This window comes from Loigolactobacillus bifermentans DSM 20003 (assembly GCF_001434575.1).
GTDB classification, from domain to species: Bacteria; Bacillota; Bacilli; order Lactobacillales; family Lactobacillaceae; genus Loigolactobacillus; species Loigolactobacillus bifermentans.
The window spans coordinates 36,027-51,311 of sequence record NZ_AZDA01000039.1 but is presented as its reverse complement, the minus strand read 5'-3'; the positions used below and the strand labels follow the sequence as shown (position 1 = coordinate 51,311).

Below are 15,285 nucleotides of genomic sequence, written 5' to 3'. Positions count from 1 at the left end.
GTCGAAACTTTGTTCAGTTTTCAAAGGTCTACCAAAGCTGATAAACAGCTTTTTAATTGTATCAGATAAGTTATATCCTTGTCAAGAACTTTTTGAACTAATCAACAAAGTATTTGTTTTTCAATTCATTTCGTTTAATTGACAACTTTATTAGTATATCAATCAGACGTTTTCGTGTCAAGAACTTTTATCATTTTTGTTATCTCTGAAATAAGACAACTCCAATAATATACGCGCTTTTCGGAAAAGTGTCAACTATTTTCTGGAAACTTTTTATAGTTATGATTATTCAGGGATTATTGTTGGTGCGAGGTTTGCGATGGAAGAAACGCTTAAGGGCTACTACCACGTTCTTGCACAGATTCTCCGTAACTACGGCGCACCAGCCGAAATTCTAACAGACAGACGAACTGTATTTGAAAGCAATAGAAAAGAGAGTTCCCCCTCTACTGAGAACCCTCTTACACGATTTGGTTACACTTGTAAAACACTGGGTACACAACTATCAGTTACGAGCGTCCCTCAAGCTAAAGGCCGCGTGGAGCGACTTATAGAAACGCTTCAGGATCCGTCTCCAAAGTGAATTACGCTTGAACCAGATCAAAACAATTTCCGAGGCGAATCAATTTCTTAAAAGCTTTCTCGAACGTTTCAATAAACGATTTGCCTCTAACATCAAAAATAACATGTCAGTTTTTGATAAGCAATTAACTTTACGTGAAATCGATAAAGTTTTAATCATCGCTAACGAAAGAAGTGTTGATCACGGGCATTGTATTAAGTTTGAAAACAAGCGTTACTTACCGATCAGTGGCACCGAATTTATTTTTCTTCAACCACATACTAAGGTACTTGTCATTAAAAGTTTCAGCGGCAAACTTTATTTGACGACAGATGACGATCACGTTTATCAGCTTTTTCGCGTGCCTAAATATGAATTCCGATCCACTTTATTTGATGAACAGGTCGTCCCTGAAACACGACGCGGGTCTAGCGTTCCCGCTATCACACATCCGTGGCGGCGTATGAACTACCGAGATTATCTTGTGACGCTAGGCGTATCTGAGAGAGCAGCTCGTGATGCGGCCAATAAACGTTATCCCAAATCAAAAAAGATCACCGCACAGTTACTTGCACGATAATCTCAAAATAAAATCAAGCATCAATAACGCTGCTATTTTATGACAAATTCGAAAAACAGTTGACACTATTTTCTGGAAACTTTTTATGGTTGAAAAATAGTTAGCGCCTGTACCTGTTCGATCTAAAAAAATAACCAACTCAAACCTCGCGTTATAAGTTGATTATTTTTAAATTCAGCTTAGCTTAATAATGTTTCATACCGGGATACTTGTAATGACACTTGGCTTTGTGTGGTTAATTCATTTTCCTGCTTCTTATTTGCAGCTAACACACCGACAAGTGCTGTCCGGCCTGTCAAAACATCTCTAAAAGCAGCTTGTTCTTCGTCACCATCCGCTAATAAGGCCATTAATTGCACTTGATCAGCGTGGTTTTGGCTTAAGTAGGTGAAGTAAGGTGCTGAAATTGGTGTCAAGATGGTCAATGGTTCGTTACCAATGACCATGTTGCGTAACCACCAAGCTAACAATTCATTTTCAGCAGAGAAGACTTCTAATAAGACACCTGATTCATTTAATAATTGAATGGTTTCTTTGTTATCGTCATTATATTCCTTAACCAATACTAAGCTACCATTTGTGCGGTAGAAGTTTTCGCTGACTACTTTTTTAGCATTGTTTGGATCAAGGTATTGTGTTGCAGACAAACGGCCTTTCAAATCAAAGACATCCCGTTTGATCACATTGCCTTGGCTAAAGTACAAAATGTACCATAGTGTTTCATTTGGCCGCCACTTTACCTGCATAACAGGTTGCTTGTCCTGATCACGAACCGTTTCAGAATGGGTGGCCTCATCTTTACTGTATTCCCAATCGTCATTTTGTGGAATAAAGTCTTCCTTAACAACGCCAGGCTTTTCAGTTTCTTGTAAAGATTGGTACAAGTTTAATAAACGTGCCCCTTCCACCACTAAGCCGTCTTTCTTAGCCCGTTGCCAAGTCATGCTTAAGTAGTCGTCGTAGTCCGTTGTCACCACCGTTGGGATCAGCTTTTGCTTTTCAAAAGCAGCCTTCACTGCTTTTAATTCAGCGGCGTGTTGTTGTAAGTATTGTGGTGTTAAATCAGGGTACATCGTGACGTAACGCTGATCGGCGTTAAAAGTGACTGGTGCCACACTTTGTGTCACATCAAAATAATCTTTCAATTTTGCCTTAGCGGTTTTCAACTGGTCAGCCAAAGTCGCATAACGTGTTTGATTATCCGCTAAGTCCTGCTTGATCTGCGTTAATTTTGCAGCAGAATTCGTGCGTTCACGTTCGCGTGCTTCTTGTTTCGCTTTGATTTGCGCTTGTAAGTTCTTAATTTGTTCTGCCAAAACGGCTTGCTTTTGCTTAATACCATCTTCATCTTTTGGTAAAGTGGTCAACCGGTCCTTAGCATTGCTGATTTTAACATCAATCACATCGAGTTGCCGTTTTAAATCAGCCTTTTTACTATTTAAGACTTGCACATGGCTCTTTTGTTCCTCAGCCAATTTTAAGATCGCACTAATATCAGTTTCTTGTTTAATGCGGTTCACCATGCCAGCTTCTTCTTCTTGATAACCCGCCATGGTTTTGTTGGCTTCATCAGTTTGTTTTTCATACTCTTCTAAAGAGTGCTTGACATCTGCTTGTTGCTTTTGAACAGCAACGAGTTGGGTCTGCGCGGTATCAAATTGTTTTTGCACATTTTGATATTGGATTGTTGTTTGATCAACGACTTCTTTTTTTAACTCTTCAAGTCGCTTTGTTTCTTGAACCTCTTGCTCCTTCAATCGATCAATGCGCGGTGAAACCGTATTGATCCGATCCAGTAGCGCGCCACGTTCAGCCGTTAATTGTTGCCGCAATTGTGTCCGGGTGGACTTAATTTGGGCTTCCAAGTCAGCTAATTGTTTTTCTGATTCTGAACGTGATGCCACGATATCATCCAAGTTGATGGCACCGTCCTTTTGTTGTTGGTCATCTGCTTGACTCGTGATCTCCATCTCCGTTTCTGCTAGTTACTAGCAAATTGCTAGCTACTCTTTTTTACCATTTGACCCAATTTTAATGCATGAACGCCGTAACATCAACTTAACTTTTAGGAAATCAAGGAATGTTTAAGAATCTAGATCCATTTGTTTCCCAAAAATCTTCATTTTCATTTTAATCCCAGTCGGGGTTGCGGCTAGCCCGCCAAGACCAGTTTCACGCAATGTGCTTGGTAAATTCTCACCAATCGCTTTCATGGCACCGACGACTTCATCAGCGGGGATCTTATTCGTACAGCCCGCCAAGGCCATGTCGGCAGCAATTAGCGCGTTGCCTGCACCCACGGCATTTCGTTTCACACAAGGCAGCTCCACCAAGCCAGCGATTGGATCACACACCAAGCCTAATAGGTTACTTAACGCCATTGCCAAGGCCTCAGCAGATTGTTCCGGCGTCCCACCCGCGGCTTCAACAGCCGCGGCTGCGGCCATCCCTGATGCGCTGCCGACTTCGGCCTGACAGCCACCTGTTGCACCTGCAATCATGGCATTGTTGGCAATGATCATCCCAAAAGCGCCGGCGGTGAATAAAAAGCGCACCATTGCATTGTGATCAAGATCCAGTCGTTCTTTTAACATAAAAAGCACGCCTGGCAATGTACCGGATGAGCCTGCTGTTGGGGTGGCACAAATCACACCCATCGCAGCGTTCACTTCATTAGTCGCGATGGCATTTTGCACGGCTGCTAAAATCGTGTCGCCAGCCAAACTTTGATGCTGCTCGCGATAATGTTTTAGCTTAACTGCCTCGCCACCGGTTAAGCCTGTTTGGGAATAAACCCCTTCCCCTTCACTACCACGTTTAACGGCATCGGCCATGACGGCCAGCTGGCGTTCCATCGTCGACCACACCTCATCGTAGGTTTGGTTCGTTGCAGCCATTTCTTGAGCAATCATCACGTCTGATAAACGTCGTTGCTGTGTTGTCGCCGCCGTTACCAGTTCCGCAATCGTTTGGTACATTTTGTCATCCCCTATAAATAAATCAAATCTGGTACCAGTTGCTGCAATTGTCGTTGTTCCGTAACGCGCAACCGCTGATTCAACGAATATTCAAATAATGTTTGCGTACCAGCCGTATATTGGTGGCGATGATTGATCCCTGTAAATTGTCCGAGCCGTTGTACAAATTGCGTGGCAAGCGACGGTGTCATCCGTGCAAGGACTAGCGGCAAACTGCCAGGTGGCTTAATGTTAAAACCGTCAAACTGAACTTGTCGCACTTCAATCGTACCGCCACCAATTGAGCAACCAGTGAGACGAATCTGACGTTTGGCATTTTTCAATTGCACGATGGCCGTATTAGGATGGCCCACCGGACTAACGCCGGTCTCTTCAATAAAATGCACCTGAATTCCTTGCTGGCGCGCAATGGTGACCGCTTCCGGTACACGTGCATCTGCTGGGTCAAATCCGAGTACCCCACTAATAATGGCGTAGTCCGTACCATGGCCGAGATGCGTTTGCGCAAATGACTCATAATAATGCACCTCAATCCCTAAAACAGGTTCGTGAAAAACTTGCCGGGCAGCTTGACCAATAGCCACTGCACCAGCTGTATGTGAACTTGACGGTCCAATCATAACTGGACCGATAATATCGAAAACACTTTTATAGTTTGCACTCAAAGTAACTAACCCCTACTCTGAACAAATTTGATGATGCCCTCATTCTAACGCATCCCTTGCAGCCTGTCTGCTTAAAGTCTGATTAGAATTCATTGTCAGCGCATAAAAAAAGCACGCCACAACCAGTACCTTGAGCATACCATTTTAACAATCAAATAACGGTTAAATTGCTTCTCAAGCGATTGTGACGTGCTTTATTGATGATTTATTTGATCACGGTTTGACCACCCATGTAAGGAATCAAGGCGTCTGGTACTTTGATTGTGCCATCTGCTTGTTGATAGTTTTCCAAAATTGCAGCAACCGTCCGGCCAACGGCAACCCCTGAACCATTCAAGGTGTGCACATAATCAACACTGCCATCTGCCTTACGGTAACGGATCATTGCGCGACGTGCCTGGAAGTCCAAGCAGTTCGAGCAAGAACTGATTTCACGGTAACGGTTTTGTTCTGGCATCCAAACTTCCAAGTCGTAAGTTTTAGCAGAAGAAAAACCAGTATCACCGGTTGACAACACAATGACGTGATGGGCTAAGCCTAAGCGCTTCAAAACTTCTTGCGCATCCAACGTCATTTTTTCCAATTCTTTATAAGAATCTTCTGGCTTACTGAATTTCACCATTTCAACCTTGTTAAACTGGTGCATCCGAATCAAACCACGGGTATCACGCCCTGCACTCCCCGCTTCAGAACGGAATGATGGGGTCAACGCTGTGAAATAAGTTGGCAGATCCTTTTCATCCAAAATTTCACCACTATAATAGTTGGTTAATGGCACTTCTGCCGTTGGAATTAAGGTCATGCCTGTGGCTTCAACCGTATAAACATCTTCCGTGAACTTAGGAAATTGGCCTGTCCCGAACATGGTTTTAGCCGTTACCAAGTATGGCGGAATAATTTCATGATAGCCTTGTTCTTGGGTATGCAAGTCTAACATAAAATTATACAAGGCCCGTTCCAACCGTGCACCTGCATCTTTATAGTAGACAAACCGCGCACCAGAAACTTTAGCTGCTCGGTCAAAGTCGAGAATCCCTAATGCTTCACCAATTTCCCAGTGGGCTTTTGGCTTAAAGTCAAATTCAGGTTTGTCGCCCCAAAGTCGTTCTTCAACATCCGCATCCTCATCAGGCCCAACTGGTAAGCTATCATCTGGTAAATTAGGTAAGCGAATGGCAATATAACGCCATTTAGCAGCCAATTCCTTTTGTGCTTCATCAGCTGTTTTAATATCAGCATTGAGTTGCTTGACCTGTTTGATTTTGGCTTGAATTTCAGGGTCCCGCTTATCCTTCGACTTGCTAATGACTTCTGTTAATTCATTTTTTTGTTTCCGATAGCCTTCAACTTGGCCAATGGCATTACGGTTGGCTTCATCCAACTTTAAATATTCTTCAACTTCTGCAGGGTCCACCCCACGTGTCTTTAATTTTGCTTTAACGCCTTCTGGATCTTTACGAATCGTTTTTGGATTGATCAATGCCAACACTCCCTTATTTTTTGAATGATATTCGGTGACACAAAAAACGCCCCATAGCCTGCTATAACAAGCTACGGGACGTTTTAACGCGGTACCACCCATTTTTGAGTCTTTGAAAGACTCCACCTTAAATGAGTATATCGCCTCACCGAGATGACTCATCGCCATCAAGCTCTGCAATGGATTCACCGCCACTGATCATCAATTTACACCAACCATTGATTCGCTAAACACCAGTTTGCGGTTACTAGTTGCTTCTAAGCTTCTTGGCTCCAATATAACAAGTCTGTTCATTAAAGTCAACGCGCTGTCGCTAAAAATCAGCGACCCGTATCTGTCTTCAGTTTTTCAACATCAATAACTCGATCGATCCAGTCACGATAAAAACCTGGTTCATGGGTCACTAACAAAACACTGCCTTCAAAATCTTGCAAGGCCTGGGCCAAGATATTCTTGGTATCATCGTCTAAATGATTCGTCGGCTCATCTAAAATCAAGAAATTGGCTGGGAATAGCATCAACAAGCAAAGTTTAACTTTAGTTTGCTCGCCCCCACTTAGCAATTTCACCGGTTTATCGACATTATCTTTCTCAATACCAGCGCGGGCTAATTGACGGCGAACCATCTTTTGCGTTAATTTAGGTGCCGCTGCTTGAACAATTTCTAACGGGGTTTGATGATCATTTTCCCAAAGCAGTTCCTGCTTAAAGTAACCAACTTTGACCGTGTTAGAAAATTCAAACGCCCCACTGATTTTGGGGATCAAGCCTAACAAGGTCTTGATCAAAGTTGACTTTCCGATGCCATTGAACCCGGTGACCACGACCTTTTCTGGTTGCATAATCGAAAAGTTGAAGGGCGCTAACAACGGTTTTTCATAACCGACCACTAAGTCAGAAACATCCAACAGCATCTTGGTTGCGCTGGGCTGATATGGAAAAATAAAGTTGGCCTGTGCCAAATTGCCTGGTGGCGTCAACACGTCCATGTGTGCCAACTGCTTTTCCCGACTTTTGGCCATGGTTGAACGACTACCTGCCTTATATTTGCGAATATAAGCCTTGGTTTTTTCGATTTTCTTTTGTTGCGTGGCATACGCTTTTAAATAGGTTTCTTTATTGGCCTCTTTTTGGCGTAAAGCCTGTTTCAGGCTACCACGATACTTCGTAAACTTCCCAAATTCAAGGTCACAAATACAGTTGGTGATCTGCCCTAAAAATTCATAATCATGAGAAATAACGATAAAGGCCCCTTCAAATTCGTTTAAGTAGCCTTCTAACCATTCAATATGATTGGTGTCCAAATAGTTAGTTGGTTCATCTAATAGGAGAACATCTGGTTTTTCTAACAATAGCTTTGCCAAAATCACTTTTGACCGTTGCCCGCCAGAAAGCGTACCACTATCCCGATCCAGCCCAATGGCGTCAATCCCTAGCCCTGTGGCCACCTGTTCAATCAAGGTTTCCACACCATAAAAATCATGGGCCTCTAAAATCTCCTGATTATGACCCGCTTTTGCCAACAAATCATCATCTGGATTTTCAGCATAATCTGCGTAAATCTGCTCATTTTCAGCGTTTAAATCATAAAGTTCTTGAAAAGCCGTTTTAAGAAAATCAAAAATCGTTAACTGTTCTGTTAACTGGGCGTATTGATCCAAGTAACCAATTTTCAAATGCTTTTTCCAAGTGATCTTGCCATCGTCTGGCTGGATCTGCCCGGTAATAATCTTGATCAACGTACTCTTCCCCGCACCATTTTGGCCAGTAATTCCCATATGATCGTCTTGATTAAGCGCAAAACCAGTATCTTCATATAAAACCTTGTCGACAAACTGCTGTTGCAAATGCTCAACCGTTAAAACACTCAATACCGACACCTACTTTCTAAGTTATTATCCTGTGATTGGCCAATTGTAAAGTTCTAGTTCCGAAGAAGGTACTTTTACGGTCCGTTTCGTGACCAGCCAGCATGTGTGATCTGTACTGGTGACGTTTGTAACGCGCCAAGCACGAATCTGTATATATTATCAAACCGTAACACCGGAATGAAAGCCTGTCAATTCAAGGCTTACTTGAAAAATAAAAACAAAAGTGGCCTAGCTAAATTCGACCTGCAGGGACCATCCTGTTACAAACAAAGTAGTTTGTCATTTTGCTGTTAAAAAACGACAAATTATCACAAAAAGGCTGTTATTTAATGTTAAAAATCAAGAAATTTGCATGTTTTTCGAAAAAAATTCAAAAAATAGCTGGATTTTTCGTAACATTATTCAGTTTTAAAGCCTATATTAACGGGGTTCTCTCATCTTTTATAACTTAATGTTACATTTATATGACAAGATTTCAATTTATTCGGCTTTTGTAATCTTGTTGGTATTGGTTTGTTACAGTGAGTTACTATAATAGGCACTGTTGATTAAACGAAAGATTGTTTAGATAGAAATAAAAAGGAAAATTCACATAGGAGTGATTTATTATCGTATTATCAAAGCGTGCAAAAATGGTATTATTGACAACAGCTGGGGCTGCCGGGATTTTAGTTGGTGGCGCTCAAGCAGCTCATGCCGCCACCGTTACCGCCCAATCAGGTGATACGGTATCTGGTTTAGCTTCTAAATATCATTCATCAATTAATGCAATTGAAAAAGCAAACCACATTAACACAACAACTCATTTGATCTTTGCAGGTCAAAAGTACAACGTCCCAACTGGTGACGATGCTGAAGCCGCTACAACAACTTCAACAAGTACACAAGCAGCTACACAACAAGCTAGCCAAGCACAAGCAACAGCTAACCAAGCACAAGCACAACAAGCTGCTACAACTCAAACAACACAAACAAGCACAACTTCAAATACTGCAGCTACTTCAAGTACTGCATCAACACAAACAGCAAGCACAACTTCAACTGCTTCAGCTAGCGGTTCTACTTATTCTCAATTTATCGCTGCTGGTGGTACAGCTGCTATGTGGAACACAATCGTTATGCCAGAATCTGGTGGTAACGCAAACGCCGTTTCACCAAACGGTTACCATGGCTTAGGCCAAACAAAAGAATCATGGGGCTACGGTTCAGTTGCTAGCCAAACACAAGGGATGGTTAATTACGCCGTTTCTCGTTACGGTAGCATCAGCGCAGCCGTTGCATTCCGTGCAGCAAACAACTGGTGGTAAGCAACCACTTTTTAAGACACTCACTTCGGTGAGTGTCTTTTTTTGTTGCCGATTCGCAATACAACTGCCTGACTTTTGTGCTATCCTGTTGCTAGGGCAAACGACAATTATCGCCCCACTCTGATCAACAAGGAGACTTTAACGATGAGCGCAATTAAAACACTTCCAAAACGTGAGGACGTCCCAACTGAACTCACTTGGGATCTCACCACAATCTACCCAACAGATGACGCTTGGGAACAAGATTATCAGGCGGTTGTGACTTTAGCAGACCAATTACCAGCGATTCAAAAAGATTTAGGTGCTTCAGCCCGCGATTTAAGCAACGGCTTAGATCAATACTTTGATCTTTATCGCAAGCTGGAAAAGGTCTACGTTTATTCTAGTTTGAAGCACAATCAAGATAACAACAATACGACTTACCAGGCCCTGAACCAACGGGCCAGCGCACTACTTGCACAAGTTGGTGCGAAGTTGGCCTTCTTTGAACCAGCGATTTTAGCAATTCCTGAAGCACAGCTGAACCAATTTATAAACGAAAACAGTAATTTAAAAGTTTATCGTCATTATTTAGAAACCCTTACGGCTACTCGCGCCCATATTTTAGACGAAGCTTCTGAAAAGTTACTGGCAGGCGCCAGTGATATTTTTGAAGGTTCGGCGGACACATTTAATATTCTCAATGACGTTGATCTGCCCTTCCCTGTCATTAAAGACGAACGCGACCAAGATACCCAGCTTTCACAAGGCGTTTACGGTCGTTTAATCGAATCCACTGATCGGGCTGTTCGCCAAAACGCCTTTAAGCAGTTATATAAAGTTTACGGTCAATTCCGTAATACGCTGGCCGCTACCTTATCAAATTACGTCAAAATGCACAATTATCAAGCACAAGTCCATCACTACGACAGCGCCCGTGCAGCGGCTTTAGGTGCCAACCAGATTCCTGAAACGGTTTATGAAACTTTGGTCAAATTGGTCAACAAAAATCTGCCGCTACTGCATCGTTATGTGGCTTTGCGGAAAAAGATTTTAGGTGTTGATGAATTACACATGTATGACATGTATACCCCGCTAACCGGAAAACCGAGCCTGACCTACACTTATCCTGAAGCGAAGGCTGAAGTTTTAAACGCAACTGCAGTGTTAGGTCATGAATACACTAGCATCGTCGAAGAAGCTTACGCTAACCGGTGGATCGACGTGGTGGAGAACCAAGGCAAAACCAGTGGCGCCTATTCTGGTGGCATGTACGATACGAACCCCTTTATTTTGTTAAACTGGCAAGATAATTTGAACAACTTATATACCTTAGTCCATGAAATGGGGCATTCTGTTCACAGCTACTACTCACATCACAACCAACCTTACGTTTACGGCGATTACGCGATTTTTGTCGCTGAAATTGCTTCAACGACCAATGAAAACCTATTAACGGACTATTTGTTAAAGCAACAAACCGATCCGAAAACACGTGCTTATATTTTAAATTATTATTTAGATGGCTTTAAAGGCACCATTTTCCGTCAAACACAGTTTGCTGAGTTTGAGCATTTCTTACACACTGAAGCTGCAAAAGGTCAGCCATTAACCGCGCAATCCTTATCCGATTATTACGCCGAGCTCAATCAGCGCTATTATGGACCAGCTGTGGTCAATGATCCTGAAATTGCATTGGAATGGTCACGGATCCCGCATTTCTACTATAATTACTACGTTTATCAATATGCCACTGGTTTTGCTGCCGCAACAACCTTATCTGACAAGATCGTTAACGGCAACGCAACCGACCGGCAAGCTTATTTGAACTATTTGAAATCCGGTAGTTCAAAAGATCCGATTACCATTATGCAAGGTGCTGGTGTCGATATGACCCAACCCGCTTACTTGGAAAAAGCGTTCCAAGTTTTCGAAACACGTCTCAACGAACTCGAAAAATTGCTAACTGACTAATCTCAAAATAGGATCAACGCCGCACTTCACTTACGGCGTTGGTCCTATTTTGTTGGGAATTAACAGAATTTTAATCTTGTTTCAGTATACTAAAAGCTAGCAATTATAAAGTAGGTGTTCACATGTTTCGTCAACGATTTCAAGCTGCACTACCAGAAAAGCAGCCGCTACCACGCTGGCCGTTAGCTGCACTGGTGCTCCTGGCTATTTTAGCAGCACTTGCCAAATGGCAGGAAAATCTATTATTACAAATCGACCGACCAATTATCGCGGTGGTTCAAAAACAGATTCAGCCGGTGCCGACCTTTGGCTGGCATTTACTCAGTGTCGCCTTTCAGCCAACCCTCGACTGCTTTTATATCGTGCTACTCGCCATTTGGTTGTGGTGGCATCGTCGCACGCGAATGGGAATCGCTGTTTTGATCATGATGGCAAGTGGCACCATTGCCAATCACTTTTTAAAAAGTTTCATTGCGCGACCGCGGCCACAAATTCGGGTGATCATTCCTGAAGCCGGCTTTAGTTTTCCCAGCGGCCACACGTTTGGCATCACATTATGCCTTTTGTTACTTTATTTCGTTTTAATTCGACCGCTGCCGCAGCGTATTTGGCATATTTTGGCAATCGTAGTGAGTGCCCTATTGATCATTGGCATGGCAACTGCACGGGTTTATCTCGGTGACCATTACCCCAGTGACACCTTAGGCGGTTTCCTATTCGCCTTATTGTGGTTTAAACTTTGTGAGATGGGTTTACACATTGTGAACCGATTTTATCACCGTTCAAAACCACAACCGCGACATGCTCATCACGAGCAACATCCAAATGAAGACCTATAAAAAAACAATCTGAAATCAGATTGTTTTTTTATTACTCCGCTAGATCCGCAAAGCCTGTTAAGTATTGAGCGCGTCGGAGCTCTTGTTGCCGGAGCTTACGCGGCATAAACTGGCGAATATCTTCTGCATTATAACCAACTTCTAATCGGGTCTCATCCACAAGCAATGGCCGTTTGATCAGCGTTGGATCTTGTTGTAATAAGGTCATGACTGCTTTTAATGGGAGTTGATTTAAATCAACCGTTAACGCCTGATAGGCCTTTGAACGTGTGGCAATAATATCATCGGTGCCATTTTCAGTCAAACGCAAAATTTGTTTTAATTCTGCCGTGGTTAACGGTTGGGCTAAAATATTCCGTTCGGTAAAATCAATTTGATGCGCGACTAGCCAAGCCCGTGCCTTGCGGCAAGAAGCGCAGCTTGGTGACGTGTAGAGATGCAACATACAAATCATCCTTCCTCAAAATATTAGATATAAAATCGAAGCTCCTAACTGTCATTATAACTATTACAATTAAAAATGCAATCCGAAACTAAAAAAAATCTGAAACTTAAGCTCAGATTTTTCCGTAATCGGCCTTATTGACCATTATTTAATTGTAACCGTTGGGCTTCAAACCATTGCGGCCAAGGCTGCTGTGGTGTGCCGTTGGCCAAATAAGTTTGTGGTAATACCGCAAGTAAGTGATCAAAATGCGGTAATACCCGCTCTGTTAAGTACGTCACTAAATCCTGTTTGTCAAAACGTGCCCCTGAATATAATACGTGATTAATCATTGGAATATCTCCTGAAGCATAATCTTCATCAAGAACTTCCAAATTATCGCGCCGAAACTGATCGATGTAAGCCGGAATAAAGTTTGCAATCGCCGCTTGTTGTGCCTGCTCACTTAAATCGGCGTAGGCAATCGTTGCTTCTGCCACGATGATCCTCCTCTTTTCTTTTTGGTCTCACCTCCATTATAGTATTCATTACCGGAAAATACCAAAAAAGCATTAAAGCACTGATTGCAGTACTTTAATGCTTTTAAACAATGATTGATTAAGCTTCGACTTTTTGGATCCAGCCTTCTGGGGCATCTAATTCACCGAATTGAATTCCAGTTAAGGTGTCATACAATTTACGTGTGACAGGGCCAACTTCTGTTTCAGAATAGAAGACATGTTTGTCATCACCGTGGGTAATACTCCCAATTGGTGAGATAACAGCAGCTGTCCCACAAGCGCCGGCTTCTGTAAATTCATCGAATTGATCGATAAAGACGTCGCCTTCTTTAGTCCCTAAGCCCAGCTTTTCTTTGGCTAAGTACAATAAGGAATACTTGGTAACAGAAGGTAAAATTGAAGGTGATTTCGGTGTTAAGAACACGTTATCCTTGGTAATGCCAAAGAAGTTAGCAGAACCAACTTCTTCAACTTTACGATGTGAGATTGGGTCAAGGTAGATACAGTCACTGTAGCCATTTTGATGCGCGTAATCACCAGGGAATAAGCTGGCAGCGTAGTTCCCGCCGACTTTATTCGCACCAGTCCCTTTATGGGCTGCACGGTCGTATTCAGAAGTAATAAATGCAGTTGGTGTTAAACCACCCTTAAAGTAGTTCCCCACTGGCATTGCAAAAATTGAGAAAATGTATTCTTGAGCGGGATGGACGCCAATATTGCCCCCAACACCCACGATGTATGGCCGTAAGTATAACGTCGCACCTGTCCCATAAGGTGGCACAAAATCTTTGTTAGCAGCAACTGTTTGTTTAACAGCATCAACAAACTTGTCAACTGGGTATTCAGGCATCAACAGGCGATCGCATGAATGGGTCATCCGGATCGCATTTTGGTCTGGCCGGAATAAGTTGATTTCACCAGATTGTGTCCGATAAGCTTTTAAGCCTTCAAAAGCCCCTTGGCCATAATGTAAGATGGTTGAACCTTCACTAATATGGATGTTAGGATCATCTGTTAAACCTTCGTCTTGCCACTGACCATCGCGATAATACGCACGGAATCGATAAGGCAGATCCATGTAGTTAAACCCTAAATTATTAAAATCAATATCCTTTGCATTGATTGACATATTACTCGCCCCTTGATTATTTGTTTTAATTAAAAACAACTCATTTTGTAAGCTAATTTTAATCATTAGTTTAGTAATCTCACAGAGATTTGTCAAATCAATTTAGGGTGACTCAACTACCTTTCAGGCCACTAGCACCGGTAATATCGGCTTTATTTTTTTATAGTTTTTTCTCCCACTAACTTAAAAACAGATGAGGGCTTGATTAAATTCATCAAACAAGTTTCGGTTCTATAAACGACTGTTTTAAATCAAGGGCTACCGGGTATTGCACCGTTAGTTCACCTGGCGTCACATGGCAACCGTAGGCCAACACGCCAACATTGTTTTGTTGCGCCGTTAAAATCGTTTGATACAACACTGGATCACGCTGTTTAAAAACGGTCATGGTTTCAATACCTGTCAATTGCACAATAAAGCATAAATAACTACGGTAGCCGGCCTGAGCAGCTTGCATTAACGTTGTCACATGTTTTGAGGCACGGCTAGTTGGTGCATCTGGAAAGGCGGCTAACGCCCCATTGGCCAGTGTGACCCCTTTGATCTCGACAAAAAACTTCTCGACCGCTGTTTCGCCATAAATATCAAACCGTGAATCCTTAAAAACCACTTCTGGGCGCAATATTTGAATGGTGTCTTGAAGGCCAGGTAGCTGAATAATCCCCTGCTCTAAACCGGCTAAGGCCACATGATTCGGTGCTTGACTGTCAATATTGATCCACCGCTCACCAACCTTCGCCGCAACCAGATCATACTTGGTTTTACGCTTTGGGTTGGCACTCTGAACTAACGATACGGGCACCCCTGGCCGTAAAATTTCACGGTTGCGTCCGGTATTCTTAACGTGAACTTGCACTTGTTCGCCTGCTAGGTCGCACCATGCGATAAACCGATTAGGCCGGCTTACAAAAGTTGCAAGGTGATAATTTGGATATTGCATGTCGTTACCATCCCTTAATGATTTCTTTGCCAATAA

Annotated in this window: 13 protein-coding genes and 1 other annotated feature; of the genes, 4 read left to right on the top strand and 9 right to left on the bottom strand. The window is 42.7% G+C overall.

Features of this window, described 5'->3' with window-relative positions:
* The first annotated feature begins 590 nt into the window (after window positions 1-590).
* Window positions 591-1,142 (top strand): hypothetical protein, encoded by a 552-nt coding sequence (locus FC07_RS16170; protein ID WP_057904172.1) that lies wholly within the window; start codon window positions 591-593, stop codon window positions 1,140-1,142.
* Between the two features lie 179 nt (window positions 1,143-1,321).
* Here the strand turns inward: FC07_RS16170 and FC07_RS05750 are convergent, their stop codons facing one another.
* The 5 genes from FC07_RS05750 to FC07_RS05730 all read right to left on the bottom strand — a co-directional run bounded on the left by FC07_RS05750 (window position 1,322) and on the right by FC07_RS05730 (window position 8,136).
* Complete coding sequence (locus FC07_RS05750) at window positions 1,322-3,112, bottom strand: coiled-coil domain-containing protein (RefSeq protein ID WP_057904171.1); 1,791 nt, start codon at window positions 3,110-3,112, stop codon at window positions 1,322-1,324.
* A 114-nt stretch (window positions 3,113-3,226) separates the two neighbouring features.
* The gene (gene sdaAA / locus FC07_RS05745) at window positions 3,227-4,120 is read right to left on the bottom strand and encodes an L-serine ammonia-lyase, iron-sulfur-dependent, subunit alpha (RefSeq protein ID WP_057904170.1); all 894 of its coding nucleotides are present in this window, start codon (window positions 4,118-4,120) and stop codon (window positions 3,227-3,229) included.
* A gap of 11 nt (window positions 4,121-4,131) precedes the next feature.
* Window positions 4,132-4,785, bottom strand: coding sequence for a serine dehydratase beta chain (locus FC07_RS05740; RefSeq protein ID WP_057904169.1), 654 nt, complete (start codon window positions 4,783-4,785; stop codon window positions 4,132-4,134).
* Window positions 4,786-4,990: 205 nt separating this feature from the next.
* Window positions 4,991-6,265 carry a serine--tRNA ligase gene (serS, locus tag FC07_RS05735; RefSeq protein WP_057904168.1) on the bottom strand — a complete coding sequence of 425 codons (1,275 nt, stop codon included), beginning with the start codon at window positions 6,263-6,265 and terminating at the stop codon, window positions 4,991-4,993.
* A gap of 71 nt (window positions 6,266-6,336) precedes the next feature.
* Window positions 6,337-6,534, bottom strand: a binding site (T-box leader).
* 51 nt (window positions 6,535-6,585) lie between these two features.
* Complete coding sequence (locus FC07_RS05730; RefSeq protein WP_057904167.1) at window positions 6,586-8,136, bottom strand: ABC-F family ATP-binding cassette domain-containing protein; 1,551 nt, start codon at window positions 8,134-8,136, stop codon at window positions 6,586-6,588.
* Window positions 8,137-8,768: 632 nt separating this feature from the next.
* Here FC07_RS05730 and FC07_RS05725 point away from each other — a divergent pair.
* The 3 genes from FC07_RS05725 (at window position 8,769) to FC07_RS05715 (ending at window position 12,235) form a co-directional block, all read left to right on the top strand.
* Window positions 8,769-9,443 carry a LysM peptidoglycan-binding domain-containing protein gene (locus tag FC07_RS05725; protein ID WP_057904166.1) on the top strand — a complete coding sequence of 225 codons (675 nt, stop codon included), beginning with the start codon at window positions 8,769-8,771 and terminating at the stop codon, window positions 9,441-9,443.
* Window positions 9,444-9,587: 144 nt separating this feature from the next.
* On the top strand, window positions 9,588-11,396 hold the full coding sequence (gene pepF / locus FC07_RS05720; protein WP_057904165.1) for an oligoendopeptidase F: 1,809 nt from the start codon (window positions 9,588-9,590) through the stop codon (window positions 11,394-11,396).
* Between the two features lie 122 nt (window positions 11,397-11,518).
* On the top strand, window positions 11,519-12,235 hold the full coding sequence (locus FC07_RS05715) for a phosphatase PAP2 family protein (RefSeq protein ID WP_057904164.1): 717 nt from the start codon (window positions 11,519-11,521) through the stop codon (window positions 12,233-12,235).
* 31 nt (window positions 12,236-12,266) lie between these two features.
* Here FC07_RS05715 and spx read toward each other — a convergent pair whose 3' ends face one another.
* The 4 genes from spx to sfsA form a co-directional block, all read right to left on the bottom strand.
* A complete protein-coding gene (spx, locus tag FC07_RS05710; protein WP_057904163.1) occupies window positions 12,267-12,680 on the bottom strand; it encodes a transcriptional regulator Spx in 414 nt (137 codons plus the stop codon).
* 134 nt (window positions 12,681-12,814) lie between these two features.
* Window positions 12,815-13,159: a hypothetical protein gene (locus FC07_RS05705; protein ID WP_057904162.1), complete on the bottom strand. Its 345-nt coding sequence runs from the start codon at window positions 13,157-13,159 to the stop codon at window positions 12,815-12,817.
* A 118-nt stretch (window positions 13,160-13,277) separates the two neighbouring features.
* Window positions 13,278-14,309, bottom strand: a complete 1,032-nt coding sequence (locus tag FC07_RS05700) for a branched-chain amino acid aminotransferase (protein ID WP_057904178.1) — start codon at window positions 14,307-14,309, stop codon at window positions 13,278-13,280.
* A gap of 214 nt (window positions 14,310-14,523) precedes the next feature.
* A complete protein-coding gene (gene sfsA / locus FC07_RS05695) occupies window positions 14,524-15,249 on the bottom strand; it encodes a DNA/RNA nuclease SfsA (RefSeq protein ID WP_057904161.1) in 726 nt (241 codons plus the stop codon).
* Between the last annotated feature and the right edge of the window lie 36 nt (window positions 15,250-15,285).